This is a genomic window from Vibrio sp. Y58_MX_L22 (genome assembly GCF_024181865.1).
Taxonomy (GTDB): domain Bacteria; phylum Pseudomonadota; class Gammaproteobacteria; order Enterobacterales; family Vibrionaceae; genus Vibrio; species Vibrio alginolyticus.
This window is the reverse complement of the sequence record NZ_JAMZAN010000003.1, coordinates 575,911-594,142: the sequence shown is the minus strand read 5'-3', so window position 1 is coordinate 594,142 and position 18,232 is coordinate 575,911. Positions and strand designations below refer to the sequence as shown.

Here is an 18,232-nt window from a genome sequence, read left to right as displayed (position 1 = left end):
ATTTCTATTTCATTACTACTTTGTTATGTGTTCGTTGCGATTGATTCGGATTTAATCTGTTTCTAAGCGAACCGGTACAAACAACTATACGGATGTTAACAATGAAAATGAAAACTCTAGCCGTTGCAGTGGCGGCACTAGCATGTGGTTCACAGGCCTTCGCAGCAGAAGTTTACAACAGCGATGGTACATCTTTATCGATCGGCGGTCACGTTTCAGTTGGCGTGGGTGAGTATTTCGAAGAAGATGTAAAAGTTCACCAAGTGTCTCCACGTATTAACGTTGCGGGTAAGAAAGACATTGGCAACGGTATTACTATCGACGCTAAAGGTGAATGGGCGCTTAACTACCTAAACGGTGGCGAGCAATCGTTCAAAACTCGTCTAGGTTACATCGGTGCTACTCATGAGCAGTTTGGCCGTTTAGTAGCAGGTACTCAATGGTCACCTTACTACGATGTCGCTGGCGTTGCGGATCTACCAATCGCGTTTGCGAACGACTTTTTGTACGACAACCACGGCAACCTAGGCTCAGCTCGTGCTGATAAAATGCTTAGCTACCGTAAAGGTTTTGAATTTGGTGAAGGTTTTGCTTTCAACCTAGGTCTAGGTTGGCAAGGTGAGCAAACTTCAGATGCAACAACATACGAGCAACGTGGTCAAGTTGCATTGAGCGGTTCTGTAGCTGGCTTTGGTCTAGGCTACGTATACAGCGGTGGTGATGTTAAAAACGCGACTCTAGGTACTAAGAACGCTGAATCACACCTATTCTCTGTAAACTACGGTCAGTACGGTTCAGGTCTATACGCAGCAGTAGTATACGGTATGAACGAGTACTTCTACCAAATGCGTAAAGACACTTCTCAACTTGAAGCTCTTTTGGCATACGGCGTAAACGATTGGACATTCAGCGTTAACTACGAAGGCGTAGAAGACGAAGAAGACAATAAGACAGTTTCAAGCGAAACTGCGCTACAAGCAGAGTACGCTGTAACTCCTGCTTTCGTAACGTTTGCAGCTTACCAGTTTGATCTAGGTAACGACTACAACAATGAAGAGAACGACTACTGGACTCTAGGTGCTCGTTACTACTTCTAATAAATAGGCCAGTTTCTACTGCCTAAACACATTTATTGTGTTAACGCCTACTCGTTGTGAGTAGGCGTTTTTCTTTCTGCTATCCTTTGGCTATAAGAGACGCTAGTCATTCTGTGCTTAGGTAACCCCACTCTTTGTTTAGAGAGTGCGTCTATAAAAATGCCCGCAACTTGCGGGCATTTTTTGTTGTTAGAGATACAGTTCTATTAATACGCTTATTTTTTATCGAGTAAATCGAGGAAGAAGGCATACTCTAGCGCATCTTCTTTTAAGCGCTTAAATCGACCAGATGCGCCGCCGTGTCCGGCTTCCATATCGGTTTTGAACAACAAGACGTTATCGTCTGTCTTCATTTCACGAAGTTTGGCGACCCACTTCATTGGTTCAAAGTACTGTACTTGAGAGTCGTGCAAGCCAGTCGTTACCAACATGTTCGGGTAGTTTTGCGCCTTGATGTTGTCGTAAGGCGAGTAACTCAACATATAGTCATAGTATGTTTTGTTATTTGGGTTACCCCATTCATCATACTCATTGGTGGTCAATGGAATCGATTCATCGAGCATGGTGGTTACCACGTCCACAAACGGAACATGTGCACCGATACCGCGGTACAGTTCTGGTGCTTGGTTGATGATAGCCCCCATTAAGAGACCTCCTGCAGAGCCACCAACAGCGAAGACTTTATCTTTCGCGCCGTAGCCTTGTTCAACCAAACCTTTAGTCACATCAATAAAGTCGTTGAATGTGTTTTGCTTGGTTAGTTTTTTACCGTCTTCATACCAAGGGCGGCCAAGCATTTCAGATCCACGAATATGAGCAATGGCGTAAACAAAGCCGCGATCCAATAGACTCAAACGTGTCGAGCGGAAAGTTGGCTCAATGGTTGCGCCATAAGATCCATAACCATATTGGTAGAGTGGATTCGTACCATCTTTCTTAAATAAGTCTTTACGATACACCAAAGAAACGGGTACTTCTTTACCGTCACGGGCTGTGACCATGATGCGTTCTGATTGGTAATTGTCAGGATTAAAATCACCAAGTACAGGTGTTTGCTTCATGATTTCTGACCCGCCCGTTTTTAGATCGAAATCGTAGTAGGTTCCTGGAGTGGTTAAACTGCTGTAATAAATACGAACTTTCTCGTTATCCAGCTCTAGGTTACCTGTCAAATAGGCAGCAAACGCATCGTCATTAAATGTGAGGGGGAGTTCTTTTCCTGTTGAAAGCTGACGTACAGTGACGCTTGCTAGGCCGTTAGAGCGCTGTTCATAGACGATGTGATCATCGAATAACTCGAAGTCGACAAGTTGAGTGTTGTCGTCTGCGGCAATCACATCTTGCCATTTAGAGCGGTCATGCATGTCATTTTGATGAACTTTCATCAAACGGAAGTTGACGGCTTGATAGTTAGTATAAATGTAGTACCAATCGCCTAGCTTAGAAATACTGTATTCAATGCCATCTTCACGAGGATAGAACGGTTTCGCCTTTGCTTTAGGGTTGTTCGCATCAATGATAGAGACCCCACTGGTTTCTGTACTCGAATGCCAGATATAAATATCTTCGCCATCTTTGCTTTTGCTTAGTGAGGTGTAATAGGCGCTGTCGGTTTCCTCAAAAATCAGCTCATCGTTGCTTTGTGGTGTGCCCAATACATGACGATAAACTTGGTAGCCCAATAAGGTCTGAGGATCTTTTTTGATGTAGTAAAAGGCGTTGTTATCGTTCTGCCATGCGACAGCGCTTGAGGCCCCTTCGATTTCATCTTGTAGGTAATTGCCTGTTGTCAGGTCTTTGATCTTAAGGGTGTACACGCGGCGGCTTAATGTGTCTTCGCCATACGCCAATAAGTTTTCATTCGGACTAACGTATAGGCCGCCGATACTGAAAAATTCATGTTCTTTTGCTAGTTCATTGACATCTAAAATGATTTGTTTGTCTTTGCCTGCAAAGTCTTTAGCTCGCAAATGGACTTCGTACTCGTTATCTCCGGTCACTTCACTGGAGTAGAAGTAGTTGCCTTTACGAACCGGTACTGAGTTGTCGTCTTTTGCGATACGCCCTTTAATTTCTTCAAATAGCGTATCTTGAAATGTTTCAGTGTGCTTTAGAACGGTTTCTGCGTACTGATTTTCTTTCTCTAGGTGCTGTAAAATTTCAGGGTCTTTACGTTCGTCGTCACGCATCCAGTAGTAGTTATCAACGCGGGTATCGCCATGAATAGTCATCGCGTGAGGGACTTTTTTCGCAACCGGAGCTTGAGTTTGTTGAGCAACGATCTGTGTTTGGGAGTATTGAGTCATGCTGGGGATTCCTTGATTGCTGCATCCGGCGACAAGCGCGACCGAGACGGCCAACGTAGTTAAAGTGAAACGCATCTGATTTTATCCTTATTGTACACCCAAGTGGCCTCATCCTGAGGGCTGGGCTTTCATTTTGTTAGTGGTTTTCAGTTGTCCATTCTTTGTTATGGGGTATGCCGAAAAAGTGAGAATCCTCAATATTTTCGAGTTGGCTACTCAATTTGAAGGAAGCTGAAAACACATTGTGTAAGCAGCTGTTATTTTTAACAAATATCAATTCGAAAGTTAAATCATTCTCATCGGGAAATCGATATAGTGTGATATGAAAAAAGGGACACACTTGTTGAGTGTGTCCCTTTTGGATTTTGAAAGTAAGCTGATAATGATCAGATAACTTGCGGTACTTCGTTTGAGTGATTGTGTGCTCGATTCACCCACATTAACCCAAGCATTGCAATTACCGACATTGCCATCATCAAAATGCCCAAAGGCATCTGGTTATGCGCTGGAAATAGTGACGCGAGCAAAGTTGCTACACCTGCCCCCAAGTTTTGCATGCCACCCAATGTCGCGCCTGCTGTTCCTGCATGGTATGGGAATGGCGTAATCGCTCCAGTTGTTGCTGCTGGGAAGAGAATACCTGCACCCAAAAAGTACACGGTTGCGCCTCCAACCAGCGTTAATGCTGTGGTTAAACCAAACAAGCCTGGGATGAGCACAATAGCAGAGCCCACAAAAATAGAGACCAAGCCTACATTTAGAGCACGACGCTCAGAGCGACGTCTTGCTATATAGCTAGATAAGCCTGCGCCCACCAAGTAACCTGGGATCGGCAATATAAACAGCAAACTTACCGTTGTTGCTGGTAATTCTAATACCCCACCTAACAACACCCCAGCCGCCGCTTCGAATACACCCACACCAGCGAATGTTGCAACCAGGCAAATCAAAAAGCCTTGAAAGCGGCGGTCAGACAAAACGTGTTTGTAGCTTTTGGCTACTGGTTCGAATTTGCGTTTCTCTTTTGGTAGCGTCTCCATCATGCTTGTCATCATGGTGATCACAACCGCGATAGCAAATAGCGCTAAGAACAAGTAGCTCGACCGCCATCCGAAAGCTTCTGTTAGGTAGCCGCCTAATACTGGTGCCATTAATGGTGAGAAAATCACACACATGCTAATTAAGCTGTTTGCTCTGTGTAGATCAGAGCCTTCAAAGCAATCGCGAGTCAGAGTGCGTGACATCGCACCGCCGCAACCAATACCTAAGCCTTGGATAAAGCTACCAATCAAGAACCATTCAAATTGATGTGCAAATAATGCTACCAGTGTACCCGCGATGTAGATAAGTAGCCCGACGATGATGATCGGTTTGCGTCCCAAGCGGTCCGATAGTGTGCCATACGCAAATTGCGACAAGCCATATGGGATTAGGTAACAAGCCATCACAGCTTGAAGTGATGACGCAGATACCAAAAACTCGCCCGCCATATGACCGATTGAAGGCACGTACATTGTCTGGGTCATTTGACCCACGGCAGTCAATATAGCGATTAAAAAGGTAAGTTTCGCTAATGGAAACGAAGCAGACATTTGCGTATCTCTCCAAAAAATTTAAGACGTAAAAACCCTTAGCGCTCTTTTACAGAGTGCCAACTGAATTCTTGTGTTGCGGGGGTATTTGCGCGAGATAATAGTGCTTGCTTGTATAATTAGCAATCGAAAAGTGTGAAGTTGAGCAAGATAAAAATCTATGATTTCAATTAGAAAAACTAATCCGATTTTGTTTTCAAAAAGCGGTGCATTTCTTTGTCTAATTACGTTAAATCTTTTACTTTTCGTGAATAGAATGAGCCTTATAGGTAACTGGTTTTAATGGTTAAAGTGCAAAAATAAAGCGTCTGCTCGGTTGATCTGAGTTCAAGATGAAACGAGTGAATAAAAGGTAGAGGAAGGCATCAGAAAGAAAAGGGAGCCGAAGCTCCCTTAGAAATGATTATGTCTATTCGCGCTCAGATGCGTATGCGTAAAGCATTTCTAGTGCGATGGTTGCTCCCGCTAGTGCGGTAACATCACTGTGGTCGTATGGAGGCGATACTTCGACAACATCCATACCCACGATATTCATGCCGGCTAAACCACGAATAATTTTCAGCGCTTTGTCTGAGTTCAAGCCACCACAAACTGGTGTACCAGTTCCCGGTGCGAAGGCCGGGTCTAAGCAGTCGATGTCAAAAGTGACATATACTGGCTTGTCTGCGACGGTGCGACGAATTTCTTCTAGGATCTCGTTCACCGACATGTCATTCGCTTGCATCGCATTAATCACATTGAAGCCGTGATCTTGCTGTTTGTACTCCGTACGAATGCCGATTTGTATTGAGTTCTTTGCTGAGATCAAACCTTCTTTCGGCGCATGGTAGAACATCGTACCGTGATCGTATGAACTGCCATTTGCATAGGTGTCCGTATGAGCATCAAAGTGAATCAAAGCCATTTGGCCATGATGCTTCGCATAGGCACGCAGGATAGGCAGCGTGATGAAGTGGTCACCGCCCAATCCCAACATGGTTTTACCACTTTTTAGAATTTCACTGGTTGCCGCTTCAAGGCGGTAAGTAAAATCTTCCGCATCACCGCAATCGAACACGAGATCACCTGCGTCGATCACTTTCAGTTTATCCAATACGTTGAAGCTCCACGGGAACTTCTTACCTTCCCATGCCAAGTTGACTGAGGCACGGCGAATTGCATCTGGACCCATACGCGCACCTGGACGACCAGATGTTGCCATGTCCAGAGGGACTCCCAACACCACAACGTCTGCGTCTGCCGATACCGGGTTACGAATGTACGGCAGACGTAAAAACGACATAGAGTTGGAGTAAAGCGAATAATCAGTTTTAGTAAACAAATCATTCATATCAGAAGTCCTCTAAATAGGTGTATCCTGCTAGACCTTGTTCTAGTTCTGCTAGGATTTGTGCTTGTTCATTGGCTTCAACTCGCTGTGAAACCAATTGTTTATAATTGTCACGAATCGCATCCACGTCGATATGAACGTAGCGCATCATGTCTTCTACACTATCACCTTCGTTGATGTAACTGATCTCAAATTGACCATGTTCATCAACAGTGACTACAGCACTGTGGGTATCACCAAATAGGTTGTGCATGTCACCAAGGATTTCTTGGTATGCGCCTACTAGGAAAAAGCCCATTAGGTACGGTTTGTCTTTGCTCCAAGCTGGTACAGGTAGCGTGCTCTCGATGCCTTGACCATCAACGTAGTGATCGATCGCGCCATCAGAGTCACATGTGATGTCCAACATCACTGCACGACGCTCTTCCGCCTCGCCAAGACCAGAAAGTGGCAGAACAGGGAACACCTGATCAATACCCCAAGCATCTGGTAGAGATTGGAAGAGAGAGAAGTTCACGAAGAACTTATCCGCAAGACGTTCGCTCAACTCGTCCAGAATCGGACGGTGGAAGCGATTCTTAGTGCTCATCTTGCGGCTTAATTCGAAGTAAATGCGTAGTGACAATTGTTCTGCCCACGCACGTTGTTCCAAGTTAAGCACACCTGTAGCAAATTGAGAGTGCACTTCTGCCAAATCACTTTGGGTATCATTGTAAATCTCAATTAACGCACGAGCGTCTGTACCATCTTGCAAGTTTTCCCAGTTTCGCCACATGTTTTGTAGCAAAAGCGGAGCGTCATCATCAAGCTCATGTACTTCTTCCGGTAGGTACGATTCGGTACCAATTACGTTAGAAATCAATACAGCGTGGTGCGCTGTTAGCGAGCGACCCGATTCCGAAATGATCACTGGCATTGGTTGTTCGTATTGCAGACACACATCGCCCACTGTGTTGACGATATTACGTGCGTATTCTGCAAGTCCGTAGTTCATCGAATTCGATGATTGGCTGCGTGTGCCGTCATAATCCACTGCCAAGCCGCCGCCCACATCGAAGTACTCGATGTTTGCACCGAGTGCGCGTAGTTCGCAGTAGAAACGTGCAGACTCGTTCACACCATTGCGTACATCACGGATGTTTGCCATCTGTGAACCAAGGTGGAAGTGAACCAGTTGCATCGCGTCTAGGTTGCCTTCGCGTTTAAGACGTTCAATAACGCTAAGCACTTGCGATGCTGATAAACCAAACTTCGATTTTTCACCGCCACTTGCTTGCCATTTCCCTGCGCCTTGAGAGGCGAGGCGAATGCGTAAACCAAGGCGCGGTTTTACGCCCAAACTTTTCGCTTCTTCTAGTACCAGATCCAGCTCAGAAAGCTTCTCTAGTACGATGAATACCTTGTGACCCAGCTTTTCACCGATCAGTGCAAGACGCACATACTCACGGTCTTTGTAGCCATTACACACGATCACGGAGCTACCTTGTTGAGCCAATGCAAGTACCGCCAACAATTCTGGCTTGCTACCCGCTTCAAGACCAAGCTGCTTGGTTTCTAGTTGAGCTTGGCTCGCTAGAATTTCATCCACCACTTCACGTTGTTGGTTTACTTTAATTGGGTACACCAACAAGTATTTGTTTGGATATTGGTATTCTTCAATTGCTTGGTTGAATGCGTGGCAAATACCATGCACACGTTGGTGCACGATTTGCGGGAAGCGTACTAATACAGGCAGATTTAACTGCTTCGCTTCTAGCTCATTTACAATAGCGCTGAAAGGGATTTGATGCGCACGATCACTACGTGGTGATACATATACTTCGCCTTGGTCATCAATGCCGTAGAAACCTTGGCTCCAGTAGTGAACGTTGTAGTCCGCGCGGATGCGGTCTAATTTAGTTGCTTTTTCCAACTCGATTCTCACAAAAATGTACTTAACTCCTTAATTAATTAGAAGGAAAAGTACAAAAAAGCAAATCATGAGGCATTTACCTCATACCCTGACACGAACTCCGTGTGCGCGCATTAACGGATAAAAGTGCCTTTGAGTCTAATGATTAAAATCTATCATCTCGATTATGATTTGTTGTCGTCGCTACGTGTGAATATTTGTTTACCGAAGCGTCCATTCTGCTGTTATAGTTGGTCTGACCAGTAAGGGTTCGGTCATGAAGCATCTCACTAAAATAAGGACATATTTTGCAGCTGCACAGAATTCAGGGGTACATTCAGACCATGTATCTCGCCGAATATCCCGATAAATTATTGTTGCTTGATGGTGCCAGTCGAGCAGACATTCCTCATCTTAAAGACTTTATTGAACATCAACTCCATCGTCCTTTTTCTGATCTAAAGTTGGTTGTTGTGACCCACATGCATCCAGACCATGCTGGTGGTGCGCACAAACTACGTGACTTAACAGGATGCAAGCTATTGGCCGCAAAGCGAGAGAACCAGTGGTATAGCGGTGTAGACGGTTGGCTAATGCATTTGACCGATTTGATGTTAGCACGCTGGATGGCGAATCGGATGCGTAAACCAAAGCAAAACCTGTGGTATTCCCGCAAGCTAAAGCCAGATATTGAACTTATTGATGGACAGTTTATTCCTGGATTTGATGATTGGCAGGTGCTAGAAACGCTAGGGCATACCGACCGAGATCTGTCGGTTTATCATTCTGAACAAGATGTGTTGTATGTGGCGGATTTAATGGTGCAGGTGAAAAAGCATCTGATTGCGCCGTTTCCCATATTTCATCCGAATCAATATCGGCAATCATTAAAGCGTGTGTTTGAGATGAATCCGCAATGTTTGCTTTTGGCACATGGGGGAGAGGTGACTTTGGATGAAAAAGCGTATCAGCACATTTTGAATACAGCGCCGACTAAACCAATGACGCACTGGCGAGTGACAAAAGTTAAAGCGAAGGGATTGTTGTTTGCGTTATTTCGTAGGAAGTAGGCGAAGATAAAGCCAGACGAGTGATGCTCAACAAAAACGTTCGCTCACTCATCTGAAGCTACGGGGTTAAGATGCCAATAAGTGAGATTGGCTAGGATCAACGAGCACCTTGTCTGCCATGCCCTGACGACCTAACAACATCATGTAAGTCATTTTTTCACGGTTAGTCAACGTAATGTCGATTGGCCATTGTTGGTCGCCCATACGCAGCATCGTCGTGATCACGCAGCGGTGCTCAAAAGTACCGTTAGAAGATTTAACCTTACGGTTTGCTTTTAGTTTCGCTGTGCAGCGAACCACTTGTTCTAAATGGTATACATCTGGGTGCAAATCGAATGCAACATAAGACTGACCATCTTTTTCAAAGCAATCAATATTGTCTACATGTAATGAAGAGGTTTGAGCGCCTGTATCAATACGCGCTTCAAGGTGAGTAATCCCTAACTCTGGCAAGCAAATAGCTTCGGCATTCCCAATGATCATTTTCTGATTCATAGTGTCATCCTAGCGACGAGTAACAAGAGAGCCGGTTTTTGGCTCTCTTGTACGTTAAACAAAAATCAACCCTTACCGCGAGTACGGTTTGAATTTGGCTTAGCGTTTTTCTCGATAAAATCGAAGATCATACCTGCAATGTTTTTACCCGTTGCTAGTTCGATGCCTTCTAGACCAGGGGAAGAATTCACTTCCATTACCACTGGGCCATTTTTAGATTGAAGGATATCCACACCACAAAGGTTCAAGCCCATCACTTTCGCAGCATTTACAGCGGTCGCACGCTCTTCTTTGCTCAAACGCACGAGTTGTGCAGAGCCGCCACGGTGAAGGTTAGAACGGAACTCGCCTTCTTTTGCTTGGCGCTTCATTGCGGCAATCACCTTATTTCCGACAACAAAACAACGGATGTCCGCGCCTTTTGCTTCTTCGATAAATTCTTGCACCATGATGTTAGCTTTCAAACCCATGAAAGCTTCAATCACGCTTTCTGCCGCTTTATTTGTTTCAGCAAGTACAACACCAATGCCTTGAGTGCCTTCTAGCAATTTAATTACTAGAGGTGCGCCACCAACGTTTTTGATCACGTCCTGAATGTTGTCAGGATGGTGAGCAAAGCCAGTGCGTGGCAAACCGATGCCTTTACGTGATAGCAGTTGCAATGAGCGCAACTTGTCACGAGAGCGGCTGATCGCGACAGATTCGTTGACACAAAATGTACCCATCATTTCAAACTGACGTACAACAGCAGTGCCGTAAAACGTAATAGATGCCCCAATACGTGGAATAACAGCATCGTATTGCGGTAATTCTTCACCCTTGTAGCGGATCTTAGGGTTGTTGCTCGTAATGTCCATATAACAGTGAAGCGTGTCGATCACATCGATTTGATGCCCACGTTCTTCACCCGCCTGTTTTAGGCGCATGGTTGAATATAAATTCTCATTACGAGAGAGAATAGCAATACGCATGGCAATTCCTTAGTAAGTCAGTACCAAATTAAAATATAAGTATAGAGCATAGAATGCAGTAGGCAGGTGATCATGTTATGACATAACCTACTTACTTCAACGATTTAGAATTGTGGTTGAACAACCACGTCGTCAGAGGTGCGCACCTTAGGGCGTTTTTTTGTGAGATGAAAACGAAAAAGCATCGTCGACACGACAAAAATATTTTATCGAACGCTCACGCCTTGCGGTATGAGACTGTCAAGGGTGAGATAAATAAAATTGAGCAAAAATTTCATCGCTTTGTCACGAATTATCGCTTAAAAAAGCGGCCAATTTGACCGCTGTTTTTAGCTGTTTTGATAGTGACTTAAAAAAAGTTCCGCCGTTTGGGTAGCTAACAGCCTAGATTCTTCATTCGACAAAGAGGGGCGAATTCCCATTAACTGCGGCCAGAATGCACTGCCTTTAAGTAAGTTGTGCAATTGAGTGCTTGCTATATGTACATCATCAATTTGCAAAGCGCCACTGTTCGATTTCTCCGTAAGCCAGCGGTACAGGGCGGTTTCCTGTTTCGACATTTGTTCTGCTTGTTCTTTGAGATCTTCCGGCTTAAATAAGAAGTGCCCAAATGCCACTTTTGCCAGCTCAATATAGTTTGGTTCCGTTACCACAATGATCTCGCTGTAGAGTAATTCAATCAATTGATCTTTGAGTGGCAGAGTGGCCAAGCGTTTAATATCGCTTTCCATCATTGACGAACGCCAAAGCTCAGTCAGCAACTCCGTCACGATCGCTTCCTTAGAAGGGAAGTGATTATAGACCGTGCGCTTAGAGACTTGTGCGATTGAAGAGAGCTTATCCATGCTGGTGTTTTGCACTCCAAACTCTTGGAACGCTTGCCTTGCCGCGCACAAGATGGCTTCTCTTTTGGTTTCGCTACGACTTTTTCTTTTTACATTCATAAGCTTGCTAAGTTAAGAAGATCATTTCTTGATCTATTTTACACTAAGTAGTTTACTTTTGATAATTAGAATGTAAACTGCACCGTGTAGTTTACTTTTGTTCGGGTTAACTTTTTATGAAAAAAACTTTGCTAGCCACAGTAGGAGCGTTCGCGATGGGTACATCAATGATTTCTTGTTCTAATGTTGATACTGAAAAAGCGCCAACATACCCGGACAAATTTGCAAATACAGAGTTGGAATACAAAAGCGGTTTGGGCGACATGTTCGAAATCATGAAAGCGTATTTTACGACTGGGCGCCTTAACCCAACACCAACGATTGAAATTCCAGTGCATGCGATCACAGCGCAGCAACTGTTAGAAGAGCACGATGACGTCATCTATCGTCTGGGTCACTCAAGCGTATTAATGAAGCTCGATGGAAAACTGGTGATGACCGACCCTGTATTCAGTGATCGCGCGTCTCCTGTGAAATGGGCTGGGCCAAAACGTTTTCACAAAACTCCCATCACGATAGAAGATTTGCCAACTATCGATGTGGTGGTGATCAGTCATGACCATTACGATCACCTAGATAAAGCTTCTATTAAAGTGCTAGGCGACAAGGTGGGCACTTTCTTGGTGCCGTTAAAAGTTGGCCAATTACTGGTGAATTGGGGTGTACCCAAAGAGAAAGTGATCGAACTAGACTGGTGGGAGTCACACTCTGTTGACGGCATTGAATATACACTAACTCCGACTCAGCATTTCTCTGGTCGAGGTTTGACAGACCGCGATACGACGCTGTGGGGCAGTTGGGTTATCAATGCACAACAACACAAAGTGTTCTTCAGTGGTGACTCTGGTTACTTCAATGGCTTTAAAGAGATTGGCGAAAAGTACGGTCCGTTTGACTTCACCATGATTGAAACAGGTGCGTACAATGAACTCTGGTCAGACATTCACATGTTCCCAGAGCAAAGCGTTCAAGCACACATCGATGTGCAGGGCAAAGTGATGATGCCGATCCATAACAGCACGTTTGATTTATCAATGCACGATTGGAATGAGCCAATGCAACGCGCGTTAGATATTAGTGAAGAGCGCGGTGTAACGTTAGTGAGCCCTGAGATTGGTCAACGCTTGGCGATTGCGGAGCCTCAGCCTGCTCAGGCATGGTGGCAATAATTGCTGAGCTAAACAGTCAAACACCAGAATAGCTAAGTCACTTATCAGTAGTTACTATTAGTAGTTATGTGGTCAGGGATAAGGATAAAGGTGCGATGAAAGCAAAGTGGACGTTGTTACTTACATTAAGCATTCTGCCTACCTTTGCACTAGCAGGGGTAGAGCAAGATATCTCGACGTTGATAAAACGAGTTGAGCAATCCTCTTGCACCTTTATCCGCAACGGCAAGGCGTACACTAATCAAGAAGCGGCAGAACACATGCGCAATAAATGGGATTACGCCCAAGATGACGTTGATTCCGTGGATGTGTTTATAAAAGAGGTCGCGTCAAAGAGCTGGTTATCTGGCAAACCATATTGGGTGGATTGCCAAGACAAACGCATTACCAGCGAAGAGTGGCTAACATCATTGATGCGCACCACCGATCACATCCAATAACACTTCTTTGATGGTCTGATAGCGCAGAGGTAGAGCACGACTGCGCTTACGAACTAGAAATAGCTCTTCACATACAGTGTTTTTCAATTGAGCAATGTGTAACGTGTCTTTTAGCGGAAAATTGTCGACCGCACTTTGAGGCAGCACGGTGAAGCCAAGTCCTTTGCTGACAGGTAGCAAAATTTGGCTCAATTGATTTACGTAGCCGGATAATGGTAAATCGCTCATCTTAATTTCTTGGAGCTGTGGTTCTTCACACTGGTCAAAAAACAGCGTCATGTAATGCTCAGCATCAGGGTGGCTAATGACACCACAGTCATGCAAGAGTTGTGGCGTTATCTGCTTATTTTGATAATGCTTTGGCAGAACCAAGCACAACCTCTCTTTACCAATTCGCTCACTGTGAAACAGACCTTTGTTGGGAACATCAGTCACGATACCAATATCGATGTGCCCTTGCGTTATGGCGTTGAGAATAGATTGATTTGGCGCGGCTTCTAAATGTAACGATAAGCTCGGGTGCTGTTTTTGCTTCTCCAAAATGGGCCCATACAACATTAACGCCATTGCACCAGAACAAGCCAGTTTACAGTGGCCTGAAAACGCATCATCAAAACTGAGCTCTTCGAGCAGCTTCTTCTCTCTATCTTCTAACTCGAGCGCATATGCGTAGACAATCCTGCCTTGTTCGGTTAATTCGAAGCTTTTGTTTTCGCGCTTGATCAAGGCATGCTGACAACTTTGCTCTAATTTTTTGATGTGTTGGCTGACGCCAGGCTGAGTCATAAAAAGTTTTTCTGCCGTTTGCGTAAAATGACCGACTTCAATCAATGTCTTAAATGTATGTAACCAAACAGGATTAAGCATAGTGTGTGATTTTCTGAGAGCTTTGTTGGGAGACGTAAAGAAAATGATAGCACGGTGTTTTATGAAAACAGAGAAGACTTAAACGATAAAGATGAATCGCTATCAATACATTACAGACAAAATAAAACCCCGCCTGGTTTCCCAGACGGGGCTTATTCTTTTTCGCAGCAATCCAGCTACTAATAGGTGCTCCCTGCATCTATCCTTGATTGTGGCTAAGTCCTTTAACCGAGTTCCTTGTTCATCGCCTTCCTAGCGGTGTCCATTCTTGCCTATCATCCTGACGGGCGAACTCTATCCTAGAGCTTAACTACTTCCTTGCTGACAACTCATCCTAAGCTATCAAATCTTCATCCTGAAGATACCCAATCCTTTAGGCTTTTTTCCTGTTCCCGCCAACATCCTGTCGACAAGTTGAGTATTGATGTTTTGCTGATTTGACTCAATTAACTTTTCTAAATTATTTTTACTTATTATTTTAAGTGAATTTAAATATTACTTTTAAATCATATATTTAATGTTTTTTCTGGCATTGCTCTTATAGGTGATTAATCTATTTGCTTACAACTCTTGTAAGAGATCTCGCACAAGTTTTGTGGTGAATGTATTAATGTGCGCTTTTTGTTCCGAGTTCTGTGGATTGAACTGGATCACAATGCGTTAAAAGGGAGACGATAAAGATGAAAGTGAATTGATCTTGAGTAGAGATTTGTTTGAAAAGAAATAAAAATTCTTGCGGTTTTTATAAACAGTATGGTAAATCTGAAATGCCCACCTTGTTAATCCTTATTAAGATTCAATGACAGTATAAGTAGGGAACTTGATTGCCATTTTTCTGTCATATCTGGTGAGTAAGTTAACTGTGTCAGATAGATAATATGCCGTTTGCCAGTAAAAACAGGCTGCAAGAAATCGGTAATTATCATTATGTTGTGAAATTGGTCACGGTTAAATGATTGATTCCCTTATAGATTGAAGGGGATACGACCTTAGACAATAAGCTCCATGAGGAGCGTTACTTATATAAGATGAGGGACTTTACTATGAAAAAGACTAGAAGAGCTCAGCTACATCGTGTGCGTATTCAATACTGGAAAGACACGAAAGACGCCCCAGCTAAAAAATCATAGTTAATTATACCTAAAGGCACGAGCTGGCTGTGGAACGCAGTTTCCCGTTGATTGCCAGCTCAAAAATGCCACAATCACTCCGCGCAACTTCCCAAGCACCCAATTTTAATATCACATTCTTCAAAAAATAAAAAAGCCAGTCTTAAGACCAGCTTTCTCTACCATTTATTGAGCTCTGCGTATTACAGGTTGCCCTTTAGTTACAGGTAGTTGGCGTCAACTAGTTCGCCCGCTTGCGCGCTTTTCACTTCTGGGCGTGCTTCTAACCATTTGATAACTTGCGCTTTCTGTTCTTCAGTCGCACTGCCGTAACGGTCAGTAGAACATAGGAAGCCTTCAAACAGTTCTAGACCACCGCCACCGAAGCAAAGACCAAGCTCGTCAATGTAGTCGATAAAGTCATCAACGAATGCATCGTAACGGTCGAAGTCGTTAATGTCTGTTTCACAGCTGATCTCGAAACCTAGGATTGCGAACTCACCTAAGAACAGCTTTTTACGGATACGACGGCTCTTGTTATCGATCTTGTCTAATTTCATGATTATCTCTCGTAGATGATTTGATTTCGTACACCTTATACCTTCTATCACACTTTAGCCCAAGTAAAATCAGAATGAAGCGATACAGTTGGTGATTATGTGACCAGAATTTAATTGCTTCGTTAGCTGTGTTGGTTGGTTTGCAGTATTGTTGAAACACAAGTTTCATATGTTTTAAGCACTTTTGTCATTTTTCTTATCCAAACTTCTTGCCGTTCAACTAATCACTTATTTATTAATTAAACTATAAGATCGGGAAAGTAAAAATGAGCAAGGAAACCTTTGACGCGACGCGTTATAACCAAAGTGAAAACAAACCATTTGAAGAAGTATTAGAAGCGAGCCTATCTCGACGCAGCATTCTGAAAGGTGGTTTAGGTATCAGTGCGATGACAGCGTTTGGTGCTTTCGGATTGGCTGGTTGTAACTCGTCTGACTCAGGGAGTACAGTAAGCAGTGGTTCGGGCGCATCTAAAGCCGTTCTTAACTTTGAATCTATCCCTGGCTCACTCACTGACGCAGTTTCAATTCCACAAGGCTACACCGCACAAGTACTAGTACCTTGGGGAACACCACTTAATGCACAAGGCAGCGCATGGCAAAATGATGGTACCAACACCAGTACCGATCAGTTAAATGCGCTAGGCATGCACCATGACGGCATGCATTTTTTCCCATTGAACGATAGCACTACAGATGGCTTGCTATGTATTAACCACGAGTACATCGACACATCAGCACTGCATCCAAACGGTCCGACGGTTGAAAATGGCGTACGTACCATTGTAGATGAAGTGCGCAAAGAGATTAACGCGCACGGTGTATCAGTGGTTCGCATTCAACTGGAAGACAACATGTGGAAGTTGGTTGATACCGACCCACTAAACCGTCGTTATACTGGTGCGACAGTCATGGATTTGTCTGGCCCGGTAGCCCACACATCTTTAACTGTCACTCGTTTCTCACCAGATGGCAGCCAAGCGCGTGGTACGTTAAACAACTGTGGCAACGGCTACACGCCGTGGGGCACTTACTTAACGTGTGAAGAGAACTGGCCTGGTTACTTTGTTAACGCCGGGACTCGTACAGAAGAGCAAGATCGCATTGGTGTTGATGACCAAAGCACACGCTACTTGTGGGAGACATTAGCAGGAAATGCAGAAGAGCGTCTTGATGAGTTCTCTCGCTTTAATGTGGCTCCAACAGGAGCAAGTGCGATGGATGATTACCGTAATGAAGCCAATGGTCACGGTTACATTGTCGAGATTGACCCTTACACGCAAAACTCACGTGCGAAGAAACGTACTGCGCTAGGTCGTTTCCGTCACGAGGGCTGTACTTTCGGTAAGCTTGAAGAAGGCAAACCAGTGGTATTTTATTCTGGTCACGATTCTCGCTTTGAGTACCTATACAAATTTGAATCTGCGGCAGCGTGGGATCCAGCAGATGCTAACCCTGATAACCGCTTGGCGATGGGTGACAAGTACATGGACGAAGGCACACTGTATGTGGCGCGCTTCAATGAAGACAGCACAGGTACTTGGTTACCATTAACGCTTGATAGCGTAACAACCGCTGGTGGTACATTAGCGGATCACTTTGATTCACTGGCTGAAATTATCATCAATACTGCGGGTGCGGCGGATTTAGTTGGGGCAACACCAATGGATCGACCAGAGTGGTGTACGGTTGATCCATTCACGGGTTCAGTATATTTAACATTGACGAACAATACGCGCCGTACAGATGAAACCAATCCTGCGAATCCACGTTTGAATAATAAGTTTGGTCATGTTATTCGTTGGGATGAAGGTGCTTCAGCAACTGACTTTAATTGGGATATCTTTGTGTTTGGTTCGCCAGCAAATGGTGATGCAGATACCAACCGTTCTGGCTTGAATGAGTTAAACCAGTTTGCGAGTCCAGACGGATTAGCGTTTGATGGCCGTGGTATTTTGTGGATTCAGACTGATAACGGCGCAGATGAAGTTACATCTTACACCAATGATCAAATGTTGGCTGTTGTGCCATCTAAGCTAACAGATGAGAATGGTGATCAAGCTGTGATTGGTGCGGATAATCAAGCTGAATTGAAACGCTTCTTTGTCGGACCAAATGGTTGTGAAGTAACAGGCTTTACCATCAGCCCTGATTACAAATCATTGTTTGTGAATATTCAGCACCCAGGCAACTGGCCATACAGTGAAGATGCAGCCGAAGAAACGCCTGCTGGTGTTTCTGTGCGCCCACGAGCGGCGACAGTGGTTATTCGCCGTGAAGACGGTGGAGAGATTGCAGTTTAATCTCTAAATGAATAAACACCTTAAAATTCAAGCCCTGCAATTGCAGGGCTTGATGGTTTAGGCGAATGCCTAGTTGCACTTTGTACCT

Annotated in this window: 14 protein-coding genes; 5 read left to right on the top strand and 9 right to left on the bottom strand. The window is 44.3% G+C overall.

Features of this window, described 5'->3' with window-relative positions; translation table 11 throughout:
- Window positions 1-101: 101 nt before the first annotated feature.
- Window positions 102-1,097, top strand: a complete 996-nt coding sequence (locus NL626_RS10410) for a porin (protein ID WP_017635534.1) — start codon at window positions 102-104, stop codon at window positions 1,095-1,097.
- Window positions 1,098-1,312: 215 nt separating this feature from the next.
- Here NL626_RS10410 and NL626_RS10405 read toward each other — a convergent pair whose 3' ends face one another.
- From NL626_RS10405 to speA, 4 genes are all read right to left on the bottom strand, one after another.
- Entirely contained in the window at window positions 1,313-3,478 is a 2,166-nt protein-coding gene (locus NL626_RS10405) for a S9 family peptidase (RefSeq protein ID WP_253657314.1), read from the bottom strand.
- A 311-nt stretch (window positions 3,479-3,789) separates the two neighbouring features.
- Window positions 3,790-4,995, bottom strand: a complete 1,206-nt coding sequence (gene emrD, locus NL626_RS10400) for a multidrug efflux MFS transporter EmrD (RefSeq protein WP_253657313.1) — start codon at window positions 4,993-4,995, stop codon at window positions 3,790-3,792.
- Window positions 4,996-5,404: 409 nt separating this feature from the next.
- Window positions 5,405-6,325: an agmatinase gene (speB, locus tag NL626_RS10395; protein WP_005374233.1), complete on the bottom strand. Its 921-nt coding sequence runs from the start codon at window positions 6,323-6,325 to the stop codon at window positions 5,405-5,407.
- Window position 6,326: 1 nt separating this feature from the next.
- Window positions 6,327-8,249, bottom strand: coding sequence for an arginine decarboxylase (gene speA, locus NL626_RS10390; RefSeq protein WP_253657312.1), 1,923 nt, complete (start codon window positions 8,247-8,249; stop codon window positions 6,327-6,329).
- Between the two features lie 311 nt (window positions 8,250-8,560).
- On the opposite strand from speA, the gene NL626_RS10385 reads away from it, so the two are divergent.
- Complete coding sequence (locus tag NL626_RS10385; protein ID WP_044129549.1) at window positions 8,561-9,286, top strand: MBL fold metallo-hydrolase; 726 nt, start codon at window positions 8,561-8,563, stop codon at window positions 9,284-9,286.
- A 66-nt stretch (window positions 9,287-9,352) separates the two neighbouring features.
- On the opposite strand, the gene NL626_RS10380 is transcribed toward NL626_RS10385, so the two are convergent.
- The 3 genes from NL626_RS10380 to NL626_RS10370 all read right to left on the bottom strand — a co-directional run bounded on the left by NL626_RS10380 (window position 9,353) and on the right by NL626_RS10370 (window position 11,696).
- Entirely contained in the window at window positions 9,353-9,781 is a 429-nt protein-coding gene (locus NL626_RS10380; RefSeq protein WP_005384193.1) for a RimK/LysX family protein, read from the bottom strand.
- Between the two features lie 65 nt (window positions 9,782-9,846).
- Complete coding sequence (rimK, locus tag NL626_RS10375; protein ID WP_005374224.1) at window positions 9,847-10,752, bottom strand: 30S ribosomal protein S6--L-glutamate ligase; 906 nt, start codon at window positions 10,750-10,752, stop codon at window positions 9,847-9,849.
- A gap of 329 nt (window positions 10,753-11,081) precedes the next feature.
- Complete coding sequence (locus NL626_RS10370; protein ID WP_021035906.1) at window positions 11,082-11,696, bottom strand: TetR/AcrR family transcriptional regulator; 615 nt, start codon at window positions 11,694-11,696, stop codon at window positions 11,082-11,084.
- Between the two features lie 155 nt (window positions 11,697-11,851).
- Between NL626_RS10370 and NL626_RS10365 the strand changes: the two genes are divergently transcribed.
- A complete protein-coding gene (locus NL626_RS10365; protein ID WP_253657311.1) occupies window positions 11,852-12,865 on the top strand; it encodes an MBL fold metallo-hydrolase in 1,014 nt (337 codons plus the stop codon).
- 95 nt (window positions 12,866-12,960) lie between these two features.
- Window positions 12,961-13,305, top strand: a complete 345-nt coding sequence (locus NL626_RS10360) for a DUF5329 family protein (RefSeq protein ID WP_253657310.1) — start codon at window positions 12,961-12,963, stop codon at window positions 13,303-13,305.
- Here NL626_RS10360 and NL626_RS10355 read toward each other — a convergent pair.
- Window positions 13,273-14,172: a LysR family transcriptional regulator gene (locus NL626_RS10355; protein ID WP_005384184.1), complete on the bottom strand. Its 900-nt coding sequence runs from the start codon at window positions 14,170-14,172 to the stop codon at window positions 13,273-13,275. The genes NL626_RS10360 and NL626_RS10355 overlap by 33 nt on opposite strands.
- Window positions 14,173-15,502: 1,330 nt before the next feature.
- Complete coding sequence (locus NL626_RS10350; RefSeq protein WP_005374208.1) at window positions 15,503-15,841, bottom strand: YggL family protein; 339 nt, start codon at window positions 15,839-15,841, stop codon at window positions 15,503-15,505.
- 266 nt (window positions 15,842-16,107) lie between these two features.
- Between NL626_RS10350 and NL626_RS10345 the strand changes: the two genes are divergently transcribed.
- Complete coding sequence (locus NL626_RS10345; RefSeq protein ID WP_248486024.1) at window positions 16,108-18,144, top strand: PhoX family phosphatase; 2,037 nt, start codon at window positions 16,108-16,110, stop codon at window positions 18,142-18,144.
- Window positions 18,145-18,232: the final 88 nt, after the last annotated feature.